This window comes from Halapricum hydrolyticum (assembly GCF_025517535.1).
GTDB classification, from domain to species: Archaea; Halobacteriota; Halobacteria; order Halobacteriales; family Haloarculaceae; genus Halapricum; species Halapricum hydrolyticum.
Genome location: NZ_JAOPKC010000003.1, coordinates 63607 through 83282 on the forward strand (window position 1 = coordinate 63607; position 19676 = coordinate 83282).

The 19676-nt window shown below is 65.1% G+C and carries 22 protein-coding genes; 6 read left to right on the forward strand and 16 right to left on the reverse strand.

All coding sequences use genetic code 11. The annotated features are described in order from the left end of the window. Positions 1-175: 175 nt before the first annotated feature. A complete protein-coding gene (locus OB916_RS05060) occupies positions 176-571 on the reverse strand; it encodes a VOC family protein (protein ID WP_315908200.1) in 396 nt (131 codons plus the stop codon). A gap of 126 nt (positions 572-697) precedes the next feature. On the opposite strand from OB916_RS05060, the gene hjc reads away from it, so the two are divergent. Then, complete coding sequence (gene hjc / locus OB916_RS05065; protein WP_315908201.1) at positions 698-1219, forward strand: Holliday junction resolvase Hjc; 522 nt, start codon at positions 698-700, stop codon at positions 1217-1219. 10 nt (positions 1220-1229) lie between these two features. Here the strand turns inward: hjc and OB916_RS05070 are convergent, their stop codons facing one another. Then, on the reverse strand, positions 1230-1865 hold the full coding sequence (locus OB916_RS05070) for an SWIM zinc finger family protein (protein ID WP_315908202.1): 636 nt from the start codon (positions 1863-1865) through the stop codon (positions 1230-1232). A 157-nt stretch (positions 1866-2022) separates the two neighbouring features. Between OB916_RS05070 and OB916_RS05075 the strand changes: the two genes are divergently transcribed. Continuing rightward, the gene (locus OB916_RS05075; RefSeq protein WP_315908203.1) at positions 2023-2547 is read left to right on the forward strand and encodes a DUF7472 family protein; all 525 of its coding nucleotides are present in this window, start codon (positions 2023-2025) and stop codon (positions 2545-2547) included. On the opposite strand, the gene priL is transcribed toward OB916_RS05075, so the two are convergent. Beyond that, positions 2535-3614, reverse strand: a complete 1080-nt coding sequence (priL, locus tag OB916_RS05080) for a DNA primase regulatory subunit PriL (protein ID WP_315908204.1) — start codon at positions 3612-3614, stop codon at positions 2535-2537. The genes OB916_RS05075 and priL overlap by 13 nt on opposite strands. 194 nt (positions 3615-3808) lie before the next feature. Beyond that, positions 3809-4420: a DUF7139 domain-containing protein gene (locus OB916_RS05085; protein ID WP_315908205.1), complete on the reverse strand. Its 612-nt coding sequence runs from the start codon at positions 4418-4420 to the stop codon at positions 3809-3811. A 151-nt stretch (positions 4421-4571) separates the two neighbouring features. Between OB916_RS05085 and OB916_RS05090 the strand changes: the two genes are divergently transcribed. Then, a complete protein-coding gene (locus tag OB916_RS05090; protein ID WP_315908206.1) occupies positions 4572-5624 on the forward strand; it encodes a molybdopterin-dependent oxidoreductase in 1053 nt (350 codons plus the stop codon). Between the two features lie 54 nt (positions 5625-5678). Here the strand turns inward: OB916_RS05090 and OB916_RS05095 are convergent, their stop codons facing one another. From OB916_RS05095 to OB916_RS05145, 11 genes are all read right to left on the reverse strand, one after another. After that, positions 5679-6296, reverse strand: a complete 618-nt coding sequence (locus OB916_RS05095) for an HAD family hydrolase (protein ID WP_315908207.1) — start codon at positions 6294-6296, stop codon at positions 5679-5681. Beyond that, positions 6293-6715, reverse strand: a complete 423-nt coding sequence (locus tag OB916_RS05100; protein ID WP_315908208.1) for an RNA-binding domain-containing protein — start codon at positions 6713-6715, stop codon at positions 6293-6295. The genes OB916_RS05095 and OB916_RS05100 overlap by 4 nt, the downstream gene beginning before the upstream one ends. Next, a complete protein-coding gene (locus tag OB916_RS05105) occupies positions 6712-7281 on the reverse strand; it encodes an AAA family ATPase (RefSeq protein ID WP_315908209.1) in 570 nt (189 codons plus the stop codon). The genes OB916_RS05100 and OB916_RS05105 overlap by 4 nt, the downstream gene beginning before the upstream one ends. Before the next feature lie 197 nt (positions 7282-7478). Further along, complete coding sequence (locus OB916_RS05110) at positions 7479-8321, reverse strand: polyprenyl synthetase family protein (RefSeq protein ID WP_315908210.1); 843 nt, start codon at positions 8319-8321, stop codon at positions 7479-7481. Positions 8322-8379: 58 nt separating this feature from the next. Further along, positions 8380-9216: a 2,3,4,5-tetrahydropyridine-2,6-dicarboxylate N-succinyltransferase gene (locus OB916_RS05115; RefSeq protein ID WP_315908211.1), complete on the reverse strand. Its 837-nt coding sequence runs from the start codon at positions 9214-9216 to the stop codon at positions 8380-8382. A gap of 42 nt (positions 9217-9258) precedes the next feature. Next, entirely contained in the window at positions 9259-10023 is a 765-nt protein-coding gene (gene dapB / locus OB916_RS05120; RefSeq protein WP_315908212.1) for a 4-hydroxy-tetrahydrodipicolinate reductase, read from the reverse strand. Further along, positions 10020-10934: a 4-hydroxy-tetrahydrodipicolinate synthase gene (gene dapA, locus OB916_RS05125; protein ID WP_315908213.1), complete on the reverse strand. Its 915-nt coding sequence runs from the start codon at positions 10932-10934 to the stop codon at positions 10020-10022. The genes dapB and dapA overlap by 4 nt, the downstream gene beginning before the upstream one ends. Positions 10935-11264: 330 nt before the next feature. Then, positions 11265-12257, reverse strand: coding sequence for an NAD-dependent epimerase/dehydratase family protein (locus OB916_RS05130; RefSeq protein ID WP_315908214.1), 993 nt, complete (start codon positions 12255-12257; stop codon positions 11265-11267). 25 nt (positions 12258-12282) lie between these two features. After that, positions 12283-13221, reverse strand: coding sequence for an NAD-dependent epimerase/dehydratase family protein (locus OB916_RS05135; RefSeq protein WP_315908215.1), 939 nt, complete (start codon positions 13219-13221; stop codon positions 12283-12285). A 1-nt stretch (position 13222) separates the two neighbouring features. Next, complete coding sequence (locus tag OB916_RS05140) at positions 13223-14398, reverse strand: NAD-dependent epimerase/dehydratase family protein (RefSeq protein ID WP_315908216.1); 1176 nt, start codon at positions 14396-14398, stop codon at positions 13223-13225. A 179-nt stretch (positions 14399-14577) separates the two neighbouring features. Then, on the reverse strand, positions 14578-15441 hold the full coding sequence (locus OB916_RS05145; protein ID WP_315908217.1) for a bacteriorhodopsin: 864 nt from the start codon (positions 15439-15441) through the stop codon (positions 14578-14580). 165 nt (positions 15442-15606) lie between these two features. Between OB916_RS05145 and purH the strand changes: the two genes are divergently transcribed. Together purH and OB916_RS05155 are read left to right on the forward strand one after the other, a co-directional pair. Continuing rightward, complete coding sequence (gene purH, locus OB916_RS05150) at positions 15607-17187, forward strand: bifunctional phosphoribosylaminoimidazolecarboxamide formyltransferase/IMP cyclohydrolase (protein ID WP_315908218.1); 1581 nt, start codon at positions 15607-15609, stop codon at positions 17185-17187. Between the two features lie 76 nt (positions 17188-17263). After that, positions 17264-17788: a phosphopantetheine adenylyltransferase gene (locus OB916_RS05155; protein ID WP_315908219.1), complete on the forward strand. Its 525-nt coding sequence runs from the start codon at positions 17264-17266 to the stop codon at positions 17786-17788. A 117-nt stretch (positions 17789-17905) separates the two neighbouring features. Here OB916_RS05155 and lwrS read toward each other — a convergent pair whose 3' ends face one another. Then, complete coding sequence (gene lwrS / locus OB916_RS05160; protein WP_315908220.1) at positions 17906-18310, reverse strand: LWR-salt protein; 405 nt, start codon at positions 18308-18310, stop codon at positions 17906-17908. Positions 18311-18581: 271 nt separating this feature from the next. On the opposite strand from lwrS, the gene OB916_RS05165 reads away from it, so the two are divergent. Next, a complete protein-coding gene (locus OB916_RS05165; protein WP_315908221.1) occupies positions 18582-19433 on the forward strand; it encodes a hypothetical protein in 852 nt (283 codons plus the stop codon). Positions 19434-19676: the final 243 nt, after the last annotated feature.

Here is a 19676-nt window from a genome sequence, read left to right on the forward strand (position 1 = left end):
GAGTTGACACTGCGGGGACCATCGTGACCGTACCAACACTGACTGACCAGTTAGTCAAGAACCTTCCGGTAGTTAGACAGGTAGTCACACAGTACCACTGGTCTTTTTCCGACGGAGACTCGACACGAGGAAAACCGACGGAAGGCCGGTTGATTGTGAGTCGGCGGCTGGTTCGTCAGGGGAACGGATCGACGCGGCCGTGGGTCCCGTCGTCGCGCCGGTGGAGCACGATCGGGTTGCCGTCCGGGTCGGCGACGATCGCAATCTCGCAGACCCCGGTCTCGAACGGCTCCGTCAGGACGGCCACGTCCTCCTCTCGGAGGTCCGCGACGGCCTCCTCGACGTCGTCGACGGCGAGTGCGACGCTGGCGGACCCTCCGCCAGGCGTGCTCGGGTCCTGGGGGCCGGGTTCGTTGAGCGCGAGCGTGGTGGGTGGCATGGCAAACTCCGCCCAGCCGTGTTCGTCGAGTCGGTCTTCGAGTGTCAGGCCGAGCGTGTCGCGATAGAACGGGACGGCCGTGTCGAGGTCGCTGACGGTGTACTGGACGAAGTCGACTGCCTTGGCTTCCATACAGTGTTGCTCGGCGGATGCGGCAATATACATGGCGGTTTGTCGATGGAATGAAACGAGCCATAGCCAGCGTCACGGAGGCGACGTGAGCAGGCCTTAACAACTGCGGGTGCGCACATTCAGACAATGGTAGTCTCGAACGACAAGGGCGACCGCCGCGAGCGGGAACTCGTCAACGCCCTCGATTCGGCCGGCTTCGCGGTGATGCGTGCTCCGGCCAGCGGCAGCGCGACCGAGCGGGAACTCCCGGACGTGCTGGCCGGCGACGGCACGACCTTCTACGCCATCGAGGCCAAATCCAGCAGCGGCGACCCGATCTATCTCTCCGGCGAGGAGATCGAGGCGCTGGTCTACTTCTCGCGGAACTTCGGCGCGAAGCCGCGTGTCGGGGTCCGCTTCGACCGCGAGGACTGGTACTTCTTCCACCCCGGCGACCTCTACACGACCGACGGGGGCAACTACCGCGTCAAAAAGGAGACTGCGCTCGCGGAGGGGACGGACTTCGAGGAGTTCGTCGGCCACTCGAAGAAGGTCACGCTGGACGACCTCGCTGCGGACGACGGTCCGGACCAGAACGTGCTGGACGTGCTCGCGGCCTTCGACCGCGGCGATCTGGACATCGACGAGGCCGCGGCGATGCTAGAGTGACCAGCCGCGATCAGATATCCAGCAGTCGCTGCTCGGTCGCTGCAAGCCGCGAGTGTGGGAACGCGTAGGTCCGGGGCTGTTCGCGGTGGGCCACGTCGCCGAGATAGCTCGCTTCGACCACCAGGTCGTCGTCGGGATAGCCCGCGTTCGTCTCGTAGGCGGCGACGGTACTGTCGACGGTGTCGATCACGTACTCGTCGGCCCGCTGGGTCGTGACGCCCGCGACGACCAGCCGGTCGCCCGTCTCGCGGTCGAGGACGACGTCGCCGGGTTCGAACCGGCAGTTCGAACAGAACCACGGCTCTGCACTGTCTTCCTCGACGAACGTCTCGACGCCACACTGCGCGCAGCGAACCTGACGCTTGCCCGGCGGCGGAACGCGGTGGCTGGTCACTTCGATGGCGACGCGACGAATGTGCTTGCATCGCTCGCCGCGGATCCGGTGGTCGGGACAGGTACAGCGACTTTCGGGGAGGTTGACGACGTACGTCGCGCCGCTGTGGCTGTCGACGGCGTATCGGCCCCCGCCCAGCGGACGGACGGCCATGCGCTCGGTCCAGGCGCGGGCCGCCCGCTCGTCCATCGTCCGGGTATCGGGCGCGAGCGCTGTCTTTCGGGTCGAACGACCCGGGAGTTGGTCGGTCATCGTAGATCGGACGCGGCTGGGTTCACGTCTGCGTCCACTAGACACGTAGGGGCTCCAGAAGCCTAAATTGACCGGTAGGTCGGGTCAAACCCCGGAACGGCGGGCCGACCGCGTGCTTCGACACGCTTTTCCGGGCCCGAATCGGATTCTCCCGGTAATGGAGCGTTCAGACGCTGTCGAGATCGGTGTTGCCATCGGGTCCGTCGCGATATTCGTCGCCGCGCTCGTCGCGGTGGGAACGCTCTACGGAACCACCGATGGCACGTTCGACGGAACGCTGACTGGCGACGCGACGCTCGACGACGGGGCACTGTCCGGCACTGTTGACGGTGATCTGCAGGGCAGCGTCGCCGATACGTCCGGTGGTCAGTTCAACGGGACGTTCGAAGGCTCGTTCGACGGAACCGACGACGGAGAACCAGTCAACGGGACGCTCGAGGGAACTGTCAACGGGACAATCGATGGGGCGAGTAACGCCACGTTCGAGGGGACGGTCACGGGGACGCTTAACGGTACGACCAACGCGACCGTCTCCGGGACGATCGAAGGGACCGCCGACGGGTCGATCCAGGAGACGAATCACATCGCCGCGGACGGCGCGCTCGCGCTCGTCGGCGCGCTCGCGCTGTTCATTCTCGTCATGACGGCTGTCGGTCTGTTCCTCGCACGTCAGGATTCCTGACTTTCGCGCCAGTCGGTCACCTCGTCTTCGTCGGCCTCGTCCAGCGCGTCCTCGTAGTAGGCCATCGGATGTGAGATCCGCTCGCACCGATCGTCCATGTTGACACAGTCACCGTACGATTGCATCGTCGCACACGACGGCGTCGAGTACTCCGTCGGGCTGGTTTCCCCGCGGATGTGGTCGGTCTGATAGCGCGTCATCTCCTCGCCGAACCCGGGATTGATCTCGTACAGTTCGACGATCTCGTCGGTGCTCATCCCGATCGAGGTCAGAAACGAGGTGATCGCGAACCGCGAGTGGTGTTCGAGGTGTTCGCCCTTCTGGATCTGATCCAGCAGCGCACGCATACACGGCGGGAACAGATCGGGGACGACCGTGTCGATGTCGCGGGTCAGATCCAGCTCTGCGAGCGTCTCACGTAACTGGGCGACCTCATCACCGAGTGGCTCGGCGATAGCGTCGGGCACCGTCAGCGGCAGGCCCGACTCGACGCGCTGCTCGACGGCCCGTCGACACAGTACGAGCAGCTCGCTCTCTTCGAGCGGCACCTCGCCGTCGGTCAGCGGCCGGTTAACCAGCCGCCACTCCTCGCCCCACTGCCCGGCCGCCAGATCCAGATACGGGCCGACTTCGACCCAGTAGCGATCGGCTTCCTCCAGTGGACCGGCCTCGGGTCTGACGTGTTCGAGCAGTTCGAACTCCGCGAGCAACTCGCGCAGCGTCAGCGAGTCACCGCTGGTGCTTTGCAACTGCGTGGTCGACGCCAACTCGTCGGTGAACCGCTCGTGGGCGCTCGCCGCTTCCGCGCGAGCGTACGACCGGGTCAGGACTGCCTCGTCGACGATCGACACGAGCACGCGAGCGACGGGGTAGGACAAAAGCTCCACGCGGGTCTGCCTGTGGGGTTCGCCGACGGTGCCGTCCTCGAGGGCTGACTCGACGCGATCGAGTCCGCGTTCGACTGCCGGATCGCCCCGCTGGACTACCGTCGCCAGGTCGATCTCGGCGGCCTCGACCGCCTCCCTGGCTGCCCGCATGAACGGATACCGCGCGTGCAGCGGCTTCATTCGACCGTTGGTTTCGTGCGCGCCTGAATAAACTCGGCGGTCCCCGAAACTCGTCGCCATTCGAGACGTTCACTGCTCGCCTTTCGGGGATTGCGATCGAAGCGAGGGGGCACCCCTGCTCGCTGTCCCCGAGGACTCATTTCGGTCGTCCTCGCTGCTCGCGGCTTCGCCGCTCGCTATTTCGAGATTCCTCCCTACTCTCTAAACTCGGATTCGATCTCCCGAATCACGCTCGACTGCTCGCCGCCGTCGCCGCGGATCGCCTGCCGGTACTGCTGGTATTGCTCGCGCGGCACGCGCACGGTTCTGGTCTCGCCCTCGCGGGTGACTTCCATCCGAACCGTGCCCTGGGGGTTGTTCCGGACGCGATAGCTGGCGACCGTCGAGAACACCGACCACAGCGCCAGACACGCACCGAAGAAGTAGACCATGGTCGTCTCGAAGGCGTAAGATGGCTCGGCCGGCGGCCACATCCAGGGATACGCGTGGACGAACAGCCCCACACCGACTATCGAGATCGCCGCCCCGACGACGACGCCGATCCCCTGGCGGCGGCTTGAGGGAAGAACCGCGACCACGCTGAGCAATATCGCCGGCACGCCAAGTCCCGCCAGCACGCCGGCGACCTCCCGCGCTTCGTACTGCCCAGTCAGGCCGAGCGCGTCCCCGAGTGGGGTCGCGACCAGCGCGATCGCGGCGACGATCGCTGCCACGCCCGCCAGGAACGCACCGATGCCCGCGATGACCCACTGCCGGTCCCGGTCGCTCCACTCGCGCTGGTTGTACGCCTCGCCGAGACTGGTCATACGCGTGTCCACGTCCCCAAAATACAAAACCACCCGTCAGACAGAGGCAAGACGCCCCTCTATACAAGAGGAACCGTGCTCTTGACACCGCTTTCATCGTATGGTGGTCCCTACCGTGTGAATAAAGAACATAGAGTGGCAATCAGACGTGATGAGCCGACTCGATTCCCCGATCCTCGAACCGCGGGTCGTGGATACAGGGATTCTCGTGGCCGTCGTCGCGTTGCTCGCGACCGGCGTCGCGAGCATGTTCGCGGCGACGCCAGCCACGGCCTGGGTGTACGTTCTCCACGGCACGACGGGCGTGCTTTTCCTCGCGCTGGTCGTGCTGAAACTCTGGCGCGTCCGACACCGCGTTCGCGTCCGTCCGAGTGGCGTCTGGACGTCGCTGCTCTTGGCGGCTCTTTCGGTGGCCGCGCTCGCAACCGGATTCGGCTGGGTGTTCGGCCTGGAACTCGACGTGGGCTTCTGGGGGCTGTTGAACGTTCACATCGCGTTCGGACTGCTTGTCGCCCCGGTGGTGCTCTTTCACCTTCGGCGGCGTTTCGCCGTGGCGAGCCGCGAGACACTCACCCAACGTCGGACCGTACTGCGGTCCGGTGGGCTGCTCGTCGGCGGTGCGGTCGCCTGGCGCGCCCAGCAGTCACTCAACCGGTTGCTGGACACAGCCGGAGCCGACCGACGGTTCACCGGCTCGCGTCCGGCCGAGGGTGACTCGGGCAACGACTTCCCTGTGACCATGTGGATGGCCGACGATCCCGATCCGATCGATACGGACTCGTGGACGCTGTCCGTGGGTGGGTTGACCGAACGTTCGCTTTCGGTCGGCGCGGACGAACTCGACCCCGACAGCGAGCAGCGCGCGCTGCTGGACTGCACCAGCGGCTGGTACGCCGAGCGCGACTGGCAGGGGCTGTCCGTCGGCGATCTGCTCGACGCGGTCGAGCCACACGAAGACGCCGCCTGGGTCCAGTTTCGGTCCGTGACGGGCTACCGGTGGACCCTCCCGATTGACGAGGCCCGGGACGCCCTGCTGGCCACGCACGTCGACGGGCAGCGACTCAGTCACGGGCACGGCTATCCGCTCCGGCTCGTCGCACCTGATCGGCGCGGCTACCAGTGGGTCAAGTGGGTCGAGAGCGTCGAAGTCAGCCGATCGCGGGACCTGAGTGAGTCGATCGCGATTTTCGTTAGCGGTTTGTGATCGGCGTCCGGGATCAGCGGTTTGTGATCGGTCCACGGTCTCTCCCGGCGGACGCTAGACGAGCGCCCGCAATGTCGCCCAGAACTCCGGCGCGTCCTCTTTCTCCTCGACGCGGACGGGCACGAACCCGGCGTTGCGCGCCCCCTCGACGTCCGAATCGCTGTCCCCGACCATCACGTACTCCTCGGCGTCGATCCGCTCCCGTGCTTCTTCGAACGGTGCCGGGTCGGGCTTGTGGGCTCCGACGTCGTAAGAGGAGACCACCGTCTCGAAGTACGGGAGCAGGTCGTGGGCCGCGAGTTTCTCGCGCTGCCAGTCGCCGACGCCGTTGGTGAGCACGCCCAGTCGATCGGACTCCCCCAGCACTTCGAGGCTCTCGTATGCACCGTCCGGGACGGTCGTGTGCTCGTGTTCGGCCGCCTGCAGGGCCGCGGCCATCGCGTCCGGGTCACCCTCCGCGTCCGAGGCCGCCACGACTGCCTCCATCCCGCGGCGAACGGGTTCGGGTTCGAGCGCCTCGAAGGCCGCGGTGAACGCCTCGTCGTAGGCTCCCAGCAGCGAGTCGGACGTCCGCCCGAGTTCCGACTCGAAGACGTCCCGCAGGAGATCGGCGTAGGAGCGTTCGAAGCGGACGAGCGTGCCGTCGCAGTCGAAGAAGATCGCGGTCGTCATCGGTCGTCGGTCTCGACGGGCTGACCGTCCTGGGTCGGTGGTGCGATGTGATCGATGAACGCCTCGACGTCCGGTTCCGTTACCCGAACTCTGACGTGGATCTCGCCGAGTTCGTCGGGATCACCGACGGCGAAGTTGACCACGCCCTGGAAGGCCGCTTGCTTCTTGAGGTCGAAGCTGAACGTATCGCCCCGGCGGTTCTCGAAGAACGCACCCCGGGCGGTATCGAGGATCTCCCGGCGGTGCAACAGCTCCGAGAAGTGACTCAGGTCATGGGTCTCGCCGACGATCTCGCCGTGCTGGTGGTCGAGTTCCGCCCCGGGGAAGACGTTCGTGATCGCGTCGGCGACCCGGTCGGCGACCTCGGTGTCGTAGACCGGCGCGGTGATCTGGACGTCGACGCTGTAGACCTCGCTCATCGGTCCCCCTCCACGGCGGTCAGTCCCTCGGTCAGCAGCGTCTCGATCCGGTCGTGAAACGCCTCCAGGGAGTCGGTGTTTGCCATCGTGCAGTCGGCCATCTCCATGGCCTCGCCCATGCCGAATCCCAGCTCGCGCTCGTCGCGCGCTTCGAGGCTCTCGCCGCCTTCCTCGACGCTCGCGTCCCGCCCTCGCAGATCGAGGCGCTCGGCCCGCAACTTCCGGGGGGCCTCGATGCTGAGGAGTTCGAAGTCCTCACCGAAGGCCTCGCGGAAGCGCTCGACCTCGACGTCCGACCGGATGCCGTCGACGACGACCGTGTCGCTATCTGCCAGTGCCTCGCGGATGATCGGCAGCGAGCGCTCGGCGATGGCAGCCGGCCCGTTTTCCTCGCGCAGGGCTTTGGCGACCTCGCCGTGATGGGTCGCGGGGTCCAGCCCCCGGTCGCGACACTCCTGGCGGATGACGTCGCCCATCGTGACCACAGGAATGTCGAGTACCCGGGCGACTTCGGCGGCCTCGCTCTTGCCGCTGCCGGGCATCCCGACGGTTCCGATAACTCTCATTGGGAGGATTTTGGCCGCTGTGTGTGGTAAGGATTGCGACCTCCCATCCACGCCCACACGTGTCCGCTCGCTGTTTCGAGGACTCGCTGCGCTCGTCCTCGCTACTCGCGGTTCGTTTCACTCACCGCTCGTCTTTTCGAGACCCCTCGCTTCGCTCGGCGTCTCGCTGTTTCGAGACGCTCCTTACAGTCGTCTCGCTACCGCTCACGAACGACGACAAACTTCGCCAGATCCTCCAGATACGCCAGCGCCTGCTCGTCTTCCACCTCGATCGTCGAGAGCGACTCCAGCGCAGCGTCGGACTGTGCGCGGGCGCGCTCGTTGGCCTCATCGGGCGTGAGTTTGGTCACCTCGACCAGCGAGGGGCGTTCCATGGCGGCGTCCTGACCGGCGGGCTTGCCCAGCTTCTCGGTGTCAGCGGTCGCGTCCAGCACGTCGTCGCGCATCTGGAAGGCCACGCCCACGCGTTCGGCGTAGTCGCCGACGGCCTCGACGGCGTAGGGGTCGGCGTCGGCGGCGATCGCGCCCAGCTCAGCGGCTGCCCGGAAAAGCGCGCCGGTCTTGCGCCGGGCCAGGCGCATGTACTCCTCCTCGGAGGTCGGCTGTGCGACCAGTTCGGAGGCCTCGCCCTCCCCGAGTTCGACCATCGCCTCGGAGACGACTCGCATCGCCCGCTCGTCGCTCGAAAAGAGGTCGAACGCCTCCCCGAGGAGCCCGTCGCTGGCGATGATTGCAGGTCCGTGTCCGAACGCCGCCCAGGCGCTGTCCGACCCGCGACGCAAGTCCGATTCGTCGATGATGTCGTCGATCACCAGCGACGCGTTGTGGACGAGCTCGATCCCGACCGCAAAGTCCAGGGCGTCTTCGGTGTCGCCCCCGAGCGCTTCACAGACCAGCACCGTCACGATCGGCCGGACGCGCTTGCCACCGGCGAGCACGACGTGTTCGAGCTGCGCTCCGAGTGCGTCCGGCTCGACCCGACCGACGACCGCCTCCAGTCGCTCGGCAACGAGCGACCGACGACGCTCCAGATACTCCATCGGACGCGCCCTTCGGACTGGAATGTAAAGTACGTGACGATCGGTCCGACTATCGCGATCAGTTGTCTCGCAGGATGTCCTCTTTCTCGGCGGCTTCGAGGGTCTCTTCCTCGACGTGCGTTGCGACGACGGCCGGCTTGTACGCCCCGCCGTCGAACAGGTCGTGTTCGCTCACCGAGGACTCGACGAAGCGGGTAAACGCCCGCCTGTTCGCGGGCAGTTCGCCGTAAACGACTTCCTCCTCGACCAGATCGTAGACCGGGATTCGCGGGGTCAGCAGGGTGTTCTCGCCCACGATCGAGTTCTCGCCCACCCGGAAGCCACTGGTGACCCGACAGCCCGCGCCCAGCGAGACGCCGTCCTCGACGATGACCGGACTGTCCTCGACGGGTTCGAGCACGCCGCCGATCAGCGTGTTCGCGCCGAGTTTGACGTTCTCGCCGATCTGGGCACACGAGCCGACGGTGTCACTGGAGTCGACCAGCGTCCCGTCGCCAACGTGTGCGCCGACGTTGACGAAGCTGGGGCTCATCATGATCGCGTCGCTGCCCACGTAGGCACCGCGGCGGATTACGGTCCCGTCGGGCGTGTTTCGCGTGCCGCGCTCGCCCAGGTCCCCGGTCTCCCGAAGCGGCAGGACGTCGTGATAGGTGACGCCGCCGTACTCGCGGGGCTGGGTCTCGCGAAGGCCGAAATTGAGGAGGATCCCTCGCTTGACCCACTCGTTGACGACCCACTCGTCGCTCCCGTCCGGCTCGGCGGCCCGGACCTCGCCGCCTTCCAGAGCTTCGAGGAAGCGTTCGAGGGTCGAAAGGTCGTCGCTGTCGGCTTCGCTGGCGGTCAGTCCGTCCTCGTATCGCTGCCAGAGGTATTCGACGTCGGTTTGCAGACTCATTGAAGAGTGCTGGAGTCTCGATCGATAACTATGCGTCGGTCTCTAGCCGTCGATCACGTCGCTGAACTCGTACCAGCCTGACTCTTGCTCCGACAGCCAGACGGCAGCGTCGATCGCACCCGCCGCGAAGACGCCGCGATCCTCCGCCCTGTGCGCGAGGGTCACGACCTCGTCGTTGCCGGCGAGCATGACTTCGTGCTCGCCCCGGATGTCGCCGGCCCGCCGGACGTGGACGCCAATCTCCTCCTCTTCCCGGGGCTGGATACCCTCGCGGCCGTAGACCTCCTCGAAGTCGGCTTCGCGGGCGTCCTGGATTTCTTCCAGGATCGTATTCGCGGTGCCGCTGGGGGCGTCTCGCTTGCCGTTGTGATGGGTCTCCGTGACCTCGATGTCGTAGCCTGGCAGCGCCTCCACCGCCGCCGAGACCGTCCGCAACAGCGCCTGGATCCCGCGGGCGAAGTTCGTCGCCTTCAGCACCGGCGTGCGCTCGCTGGCGGCCGCGACGGTCTCGAACTGCAGGTCGTCGTGGCCGGTCGTCCCGGTCACCAGCGGGACGCCAGCCTCGGCGCAGGCGGTCGCGAACGTCGTCGCCGCTCTGGGCACGGTAAAGTCGATGACGGCGTCCGGATCGTGGGATTCGAGCAACGTCTCGAACGCGTCCGGGTCGTCGATCGGGACGCCCAGAACCTCCTCGACGTCGGCGGTGTCGACGCCGAAAACGACTTCGACGTCCTCGCGACCGGCGGCGGTCTCGATGACTGCCTCGCCCATCCGCCCGGCCGCGCCGCTCACGCCCAGCGAGATCATCGATCCACCCCCGCGCTCTCGACGTCCGTTTCGGCCAGCCGTTCCAGTTCGGCTTCCAGCGCGTTGCGGTGCCGCTCGGAGAGGCGGGTCAGCGGTGATCGGACGTACGGCGTGCCGTGCCCGCGGATGTGCATGGCTTCCTTGATCGGGATCGGGTTCGTCTCGACGAAGAGCTGTCGGGTCAGCGGCCCGAGTTCGTGATGCAGGCGCCGAGCGCGCTCGTAATCGCCGGCCAGCGCCGAGCCGACCATCGCGCAGGTCCGCTCCGGCTCGACGTTGGCGATGACGGAGATACAGCCGTCGGCACCGATCGACAGCAGCGGCAGGGTCATGCCGTCGTCGCCCGACAGCACCGCGAAGTCCTCGTCGCGAGTGCGCTCGATGATCTCGCTGATCTGGCCCGTGTCACCACTGGCGGCCTTGAATCCCGCGACGTTCGGGTGACTCGCCAGTTCGACGGCCGTGTCGGGTTCGATGTTTCGCCCCGTCCGCGAGGGGACGTTGTAGACGATCTGGGGGAGATCCACTTCGTCGGCCAGCGTCCGGTAGTGCTCGACCAGCCCCTGCTGTTCGGGCTTGTTGTAGTACGGCGAGATCAGCAGGAGGGCGTCGGCCCCCGCGTCGGCGGCGCGCCGGGAGAGTTCCAGCGCCTCACGTGTGTTGTTGCTCCCGGTGCCGGCGATCACGGGGACGTCCTCGACGGCGTCGACGACCGCTTCGACGACCTCGACGTGTTCGTCGTGAGAGAGTGTCGCCGACTCGCCGGTCGAACCGACCGGCACGAGTCCGTCGACGCCTGCCGCTTCCAGTCGCTGTGCGTCCGCCTGGAGTTGGTCGAAATCGATGCTGCCGTCCGTGTCGAACGGCGTCACCATCGCGGGGTAGACGCCTTCGAAGAGCTGTGTGGTCATGGGTTGGGTGTATCGTGTCGGCTGTGACGTTGTCGGTGTCGTTGGCGCGCGAGCAATTAACAGGACCGACCCGAGACGGGACGCCACCCCGCCGCGAGTCACTGCTCGCGTTTCCGTTTCGACACCGCCGTCTCACCGGGTTGGTCACGCGTATCGGGGGTGAGACGGCACATACACCATCAATTATCGCTCGCCGACTTATGGATTGTGTGGGCCGCGTGGACAGTCCACAACACACCCTGGTGGAGCAATCGACACCGCCTTGATCGGGTCGCTCGTCACGACTGTTCGATCGGGATCGATCGCTGGCGGATCGACACACGTCGGCGGCTACTCGCCCCCACCGACTCGTCGCTCGAACAGCTCCCGAACGGCGTCCTCGATCGCGTACTCGGTCTCCCAGCCCAGCGTCTCGCGGGCGTTCGAGGTGTCGACCGCGAACTGATCGACCATCGTCTCCTCGCCCGCGCGGGGGTTCTCGACGAGCTCGACGTTGACGTCGATGCCGTACTCGCCGGCGATCTCTTTGACCTGTTCTGCGACAGTCATCACGCTCGGGTCCTGCTCGCTGGCGATCTCGTACTTCTCGACGCCAGTCTCGCCCGCCGCGAGTTGCTCCTCGAACCGCTCGGCACTCCGGACGTAGGCGCGGGCGACGTCCTTGACGTGGATGTAGTTGCGGGCCTGCGTGCCCGGTTCGTAGACGGTCAGCGGCTCGTCGGCCATCGCACGGCCGAGGAAGAAGTTGATTACGGTGCCTTTCGAGACCACTTTGTCGCCAATGATGTGATCGCCGTAGAGGTTCGATTTCATGAACAGGTGGGCCGGGAACGCGCCGTCGGCGTAGGTCTCGACGAGCCGCTCGCCCAGCACCTTCGTCCGGCCGTACCAGTTCATCGGATCGCGCGGCTGGTCGATCGTGATCGGGAACTCGCCGGGATCGCCCAGCACGGCCATGCTGAAGGGGAACGCCATCGCCGCACCGCTCTTCCGGCAGAACCAGGCGACGTTGGCGGTCCCCTCGACGTTGACCGCCTGGGCGAGATCCGTGTTGTTCCGGCAGTCGTCGACGCCGCTGATCGCCGCCAGGTGGATCACGACGTCCGCGCCCTCCAGGGCGGTCTCCAGGCGGTCGCGCTCGCGGATGTCGACGTGCTGAATCTCGACGTCGCCGACCTGGCGGACGTCACCGCGATAGAAGTTGTCGATGGCGCTGATCTCCCAGTCGGGATGGGTCGCCTGCAGGCGCTCGAGCACGCGACTACCGATGTAGCCCGCGCCGCCGGTCACCGCGACGTGAAATGTCGTGGATTCGTTAGTCATGGATATCGCTGTGCGGGCATGCCGGTTATCGCTGTCGTTCCGTCAGCGTTGCCGCGAGGTCGCAGACCCCCTCGCGGAGGGTCCATTCGGTCTCGAAGCCGGTCTCGGCGACCCGGTCGAAGTTGACGTGGTAGGACGGGCCGGGGTGCTCGTCTTCGAGGTAGGTCACGTCGACGTCACCGACCTCTTCGCTGACGATCTCGGCGATCTCGCTGATCCGGTAGTTGCCGTCGTTGCTGCCGACGTTGTAGACCTGTCTGGGCCACTGTTCGGGCGAGACGGCAGCCTGTTCGAACGCCCGGGCGGCGTCCCGGACGTGGATGAACGGCCGCCAGTTGGTGCCGTCGCCGTACACCGTCAGCGGGCGACCGGTCAGCGCACGGAAGACGAACAGGTTGACGACGAGGTTGAACCGGACGCCCGGCGCGTAGCCGTAGTTCGTGCTCATCCGGAGCGCAGTCGCCGAGAAGTCCCCCTCGTCGGCCCGCTCTGCCAGTTCGCGTTCGGAGGCGACCTTCGTCTCGGCGTAGGGATTGAGCGGGTCCATCTCGGTGTCTTCGTCGATGTTCGCACTCGTCGTCCGGCCGTAGTTGTTACACGAGGAGGCGAAGACGACGTTCTCGACGTCGAGTTTCTCCGCGGCCGTCAGGACGTTGGTCGTCCCGTCGCGATTGACGGCAAACGTCTCCTCGCGGCGGTCGTGCGTCGAGGAGGCACCGGTGATCGCCGCCAGGTGGACGACCGTGTCCGCGTCGCGCATGGCGCTCTCGACGTCGCCGTACTCCCGGACGTCGCCGCGCCGAAAGGCCAGCCCGTCGCCGAGTTCGGCCTCCAGCAGGTTCCGGGGCGACCCGCTCGCGAGCGAGTCCAGAACGGTGACCGACTCGACCTCGGGGTTGTCCTGGAGCCGCGGCAACAGCGCGCTGCCGATGTAGCCACAGCCGCCGGTGACGAGTACGTGCATCTTACTCGTCGGGTTCGAGCACGCCCGGCAGGAACCGGTCCTCGTGGGCCTCAATCCGGTCGGCGTACTGGGTCAGCGTCGCGAAGATATCGTCGACGCCCTCGGCGAAGGTCTGATCCTGTCCGTCGATCAGATCGAGATAGCGATCGTTCTCGATCTCCATCTTGTGAGTCTCGTCCTCGTCGCGGGGGTTCTCGAAGTGCTCGACCTCGACGTCCAGGTCGTAGTCGTCGGCGACCTCGGCGATGGTCTCGCCGACCTCGACGATGGAGATGGCGCGGGTGACCTGGTTGTAGACGACGTGATCGTCCGGCCGCTCGTCGGGATCGATCAGCGCCACGCGGGCCAGCCCCTCGACGGCGTCTTCGAGGCTGATGAACGGCTTGCGCTGCTCTCCCTTGCCGTAGATGGTGACGGGATACCCCGAGACGGCCTGAGCAGCGAAGCGGTGGGCGACGACCCCGAAGTAGTAATCGAAGTCGAAGCGGGTCTTCAGTCGCGGGTCTTTCCGGGTCTCCTCGACCTCGGTCCCGTAGGTGATCGCCGTCCGAACGTCGCTGATCGGGATGTCGAAGTGGCTGTGGGCCAGTCGCATGTTGGCCGCGTCGTGGCTCTTCGTGAGGTGGTACCACGAGCCGGCCATGGCGGGGAACGGAACCTCGTCAGTCTCGCCCTGGTTTTGCATCGTCGCGCCGCCTTCCGGGATGGGGAACTCCGGTGCGCCGTAGACGCCCGTCGTGGTCGTCTCGACGAAGTGGGTGTCGGTCATGTCGTGCTCTTCCAGCCCCCACAGCAGGTTCCGCGTCGCCTGCATGTTGTTGTGCTGGGTGTAGTTGGCCCGCTCGCCGTTGATCTGGCTGTATGGAGCCGAGGGCTGGGCGGCCGTGTGGACGATGGTGTCCGGTTCGTGGACTTCGAGCAACTGATCGACGAAGGACTTCTCGGTGAGGTCCCCTTCGACGAACGAGAGGTTCGTCAGCCCGAGGACCTCTTCTGCCGCGTCGATCCGCTCGTCGATCGAGGCGATCGGCACGGCACTGACCGAACCGATCTCCTCGACCCACTCGCGTCGGCCGAAGTTGTCCACGAGAATCACACGGTCGTCGGTTCGGTCCGCGATGCGCAGGGCGGCCGGCCACCCGAGGTAGCCGTCACCGCCGGTGACGATAATCGACATCGATGTTACTCAATTTCTGAGTAACGAATATAAATCTTCTCATCAGTGGCTTTTCGCCGGCGGACGGTCTGGACGCAAAACGAGTCCTCGGAAAAAACGGTTTCGGGATCATCGTTGTCCGTCTTCTCCGGATCGACCTCTTGCAGTCGGGCGGCCGTGCCGGAAAGTCGCTCCGACGATCAGTCGTCGGCGGGCACGCCGGACGTGGTCGCTCCGTACTCGGAGCCACCGCTGACTTTCCCGACGTTGTCGACGACGTACTTCACGACGAGGAACGAGAACAGATACTTCGCGACGATGTCGAAAGCGCTGTAGCCCCAGGACGTAAGACCGACCGAATCGATGACCGCCAGCCCCTCGTTTCCGAGCGCCCACCAGATCGTGTAGCCGAACCACAGCACGACCGTCAGGATCTTCAGCGTGCTGAATATCTCTTCGGTGCCCGCCTCTCTGGCGTCCTCAGACCACTCGAACAGCAGGATGTAGACGACGACGAGGAAGAACGTGACGCTGATCCCGTACCAGACCCACCGCATCGGGTACGAGGACGTGGTCAGCGCGGCGGCCAGCCCGGTGATCATGATGCCGATATCGAAAATGATGGCGGTGAAAATCTTCGTGATGTCCGATCCGGCGATCAGCCCGAGCGCGAGCAGGATCAGCGGTGTCGAGAACGCCCACGTCAGATATCGACCCCAGAGGCTGATCGTCCCCTCGACCGTCTCGCCGCTGTGAGCCAGTTCGGTCGTCGCTCCGGACATGGCGTGGCCGTCCGGCATTTCGAGGATGCCGATCGTCAACCCCGACGCGAGCCCGGTGTAGCTGGCGATCGAGACGGCCGAGACGCTCATCACCGACACGACGATCAGTTTGGCGCGCGGATCGGCGACGTTGCGCCCCATGTACGCGAACAACAGCAACGTCAACCCGGCGAGGGCGATGTTGGCGTAGATCGAACTCCCGAGGAGCGGATCGTTCAGCACGTGCTCGAACATGTCCTGCTGGGTGACTTGCATGACGACGGTCGGTACAATCTGTGACATGGTTCCAGTACACAACTACTGTCGCTACCGTGATATACTGTGTGCCAAACCAGTTTGGGAACCGACCATTTCGGAGGGGAGGGCACGCACCTGTTTTCAGCGATTCCGCGGTCCCGTTTCGACGATTCCGCAACTACTTTGCGCGCTGCCCGCGCGCCTCTGGATATGAAACTCGCCGGTATGGCTTCCAATCGCGGCCGAAACCTGCTGAACATCGCCGACCACGCTCCGGGTGGTGCCGAGTTCGCCGTCGTGCTTTCGAACGATGCGGACGCACCGATCCTCGAGGCGGCCCGGGAACGTGGCATTCCGACCGAGGTCGTCCCCAGAGACGAGGACGAACCTCGTCGCGAGCACGAACGGCGCGTCGAGGACGCGCTGGCCGAGTACGACTTCGAACTCGTCTGTCTGGACGGGTACATGCGGATCCTCACCGAGGAGTTCGTCGAGAGCCAGCCGACGATCCTCAACGTCCACCCCTCGCTGTTGCCCGCTTTCCCCGGGATGGACGCCCACGAGCAGGTACTGGAAGCGGGGGTCAAGCAGACCGGCTGCACAGTCCACGTCGTCGACGAGACCGTCGACGGCGGACCGATCGTCACACAGGAACCGATCCCCGTCTTCGAGGGCGACGACGCCGACGACCTCAAAGAGCGCGTCCTCTATCAGGGTGAGTTCGCGGCCTACCCGCGTGCAGTGAAGTGGTTCGCCGAGGATCGGGTGACCGTCGACGACGAGAACGACGTCGTCCACGTCGAGGGCGACGACGGTGGGCAGTTCCCGGCGCGGCGCGTGACCAGCGAGGATCGGGTCGCGGACCTGCGCTACGGCGAGAACCCCCATCAGGACGCCGCGCTGTACGCCGACAGCACCTGCGAGGAGGCCAGCGTCGTCTCGGCACCGCAGCTCAACGAGGGCGCGAAGGGCATGGGTTACAACAACTACAACGACGCCGACGCCGCGCTGAACATCGTCAAGGAGTTCGACGAGCCGGCCTGTGCGGTCATCAAGCATACCAATCCCGCGGGTACGGCGGTCGCCGATTCGATCTCGCAGGCTTACGCCGACGCGCTCTCGACGGACCCCAAGAGCGCCTTCGGCGGGATCGTCGCGCTGAATCGGGAGTGTGACGCTGCCACTGCAGAGCAGATCGTCGAGTCGTTCAAGGAGGTCGTCGTCGCGCCGGGATACACCGAGGAGGCGCTGGAGGTCCTCTTCGAGAAGGACAACCTCCGGGTGCTGGACGTGAGCGAGCAGTTCGAGGCCACCGAGACGCTGACCGAGAAGGACCTGGTCGGCGGGCGACTGGTCCAGGAGCGGGATCTGCAGTCGCTGGATCCTGACGACCTGGAGGTCGTCACCGAGCGCGAACCGACCGACGAGCAGATCGAGTCGATGCTGTTCGCCTGGCAGACGATCAAACACGTCAAATCGAACGCGATCCTCTTCGCGAAAGGTACTGAAACCGTCGGGGTCGGGGCCGGCCAGGTCTCGCGTGTCGACGCCGTCGAGATCGCGAAGATGAAAGCCGACAGCGACGCCGAGGGCAAGGACGCTGACGGAGCGGTGATGGCTAGCGACGCCTTCTTCCCGTTCCCGGATGGGATCGAGGCTGCCGCCGAGGCCGGGATCGAGGCAGTTATCCAGCCCGGCGGATCGGTCAACGACGACGACGTCATCGAGAAGGCCGACGAACTGGACATGACGATGGTACTGACCGGCCAGCGGTGCTTCCGGCATGACTGAGCCAGCGGGAAGGAGTGTCTGACCCTCGTTGGTAGCTGACCCGTGTATATACGGCAGTCGGTGATCGTTGCTAGGTATGGCACAGTCCGAACGGACCGTGATCGTTGCCGGGACGTTCACACCGATTCACAACGGTCACCGCGCGCTCTTGCACAAGGCGTTCCAGACCGCTAGCTCCGATAGCAACGGGGACGGACGCGTTATCGTCGCCCTCACGTCGTCGTCGCTCACCACACAGACGCGGAGTGACCCCGCCCACGCAGAAACGCTCGGTTCTTTCGAGCAACGGCGGGAGAATCTCGATGCCGAACTCGACCGCATGGACGACGCCTACACTGCCACCTACGAGATCATCCGGCTGGAGGACACGCACGGCCCGGCCGCGACGCGTGAGGATCTCGATGCGCTCGTCGTTTCGCCGGAAGCGAAAGCACAGCGCCGCGCATACGAACTCAATCAACAACGCGTGGAGACGGGTCTCCGGCCGCTCGAAATCCACACCCCACCGTTCGTCATCGCTGAAGACGGCGAACGCATCAGTAGCACCCGGATTCGAAACGGAGAGATAGACGCCCATGGGCGCATACTGGATGGGACGTGACTCGCCCGAGTCGTGACCGAGTCACAGCGATCACTCATAGTGGTTGCTGTAACGATTTACCGGTGTGACCGCACGATGGCGTGCGGTCAACCCGGAACAGACTTACAGCAACCACTATCACTCGCCCCGAGAAACGACGTGGATCGAGCTCCCGAGATACTTCTTGAGTGCCTCGTCGACCGTCTCGGCTCTGAACTCATCGAGTTGGCCGCCGATCTCGTTCCGGAGTGCGTCGAGATACGCCTGGTCCGTCTGCAGTTCGCTGAACGAAACCGATACGACGGGCACGCCGAGTGCGTCCTCGGCGACCTCCTGCAAGTACGTCTCGTCCCCGAGGTCGCCGCGCCAGAGGTGATCGCGGAAGAAGAGCCAGCCGGCCTCGCCCGGCGGATCCGCCGACCGGTACAGCGTCGTCTCGAACTCCGCCGGGTCGACCGACACCTCCGCCAGTGAGGGCTCGATCCGGAACCTGACCCGGAATTTGTAGCGAGCGGTCCCCGCCGGCGAGTCGCTGGCTTTCATACCCGTATTTACGGCTACGCACGCAAAAAGACGGCTCTGTTGACCCCCTCCACTGATACGATCCGCTTACCTCACTGACCGAAGTGAGAGTACTTGTCTCTCATACCTCCTCATACTGCCGGCTGTACGTTCGTACAGATATTCGCCACCCCGGGGTGGCGAATTATTTCGAAATGTTACAGCCGGCAGTATCAGAACCATCGGTTCTCGCTCGGAAGGAACCACCAGCATAGATTATCGTGTCTGTTAGCCTATCAACTCGGTGAATACGATGCACAGTCACCTCCACCGATCGCAGATCATCTCGACGCTCGTCATTCTCGTTCTCGCAGCCATTTCCTCACTACTGGGGGTGTTTCGCCCTGGCCACTACCAGGCTGCGCCAGAACTCGTCGAATCGTACCAAGTGCAGGACATCACCATCCTCGTCGTCGGCATCCCCGTCGTTGCGGCTGGACTCCGGTATGCAGTGCGGAACTCGCCACGCGGTCGTATCGTCTGGCTCGGTGGCCTGGCGTACATGACATACATGTGGTTTAGCATCTCGATCCAGATCCCGTTCAACGAGCTCTTTCTGGTGTATATCGTGCTGGCCGGACTCTCACTGTTCACGTTCGTTAGTGGTTTGGTAACAACCGACGTCAACACTATCCATCAGGCCCTGGGGGGGCGTATCAACCCGTCGCTGTACAGCGGAGCACTGGCCGTCATCGGAGTCGGCCTCGCGACGCTCTGGCTGTCGGACATCGTGCCCCCGCTGCTCAGTGGCACGACGCCGCCACTCATCGAGGAGGCGGGCCCGCAGGCGATGGCGAGCCACGTCATCGACCTCGGAATCGTCGTTCCGTCGATTATCGTTGCCGCGGCGTGGCTATACCAGGAACGGCCCTGGGGCTACGTCTTCGCTGGCGTCGTCTTGGTCCTCGGCGCGACGCTCGCAGCCCCGATCGGCGTGATGACGCTCGTGCTAATGGCCGGTGAGACAGTCTCTATCAGTCCCATTGCAGCTCTCTTCACCTTCCTCCCCATCGTTGTCTCGGCGCTACTGGCCGTGACGTATCTCTACTCGATGGAAGGACAAACGCACTTGCCGCCCGACGGCGATGGTCGCCAGTCGGCCTGATACTGCCGGCTGTACGTTCGTACAGATATTCGCCACCCCAGAGTGGCGAATTATTTCGAAATGTTACAGCCGGCAGTATGAGCGTCGGCGGACCTGCCTGCCCCTGGTCGATATCTCGATGCCCGCGAGATTCGAACTACGGACCGGATGGGAATTGAACCGGATGGAGACGTTCCGGGCATGCGGCGCTTCGCGCCGTTCCGGGGCTGCGACTCCGAGGGTTCAATTCCCTGGCCGCTTCGC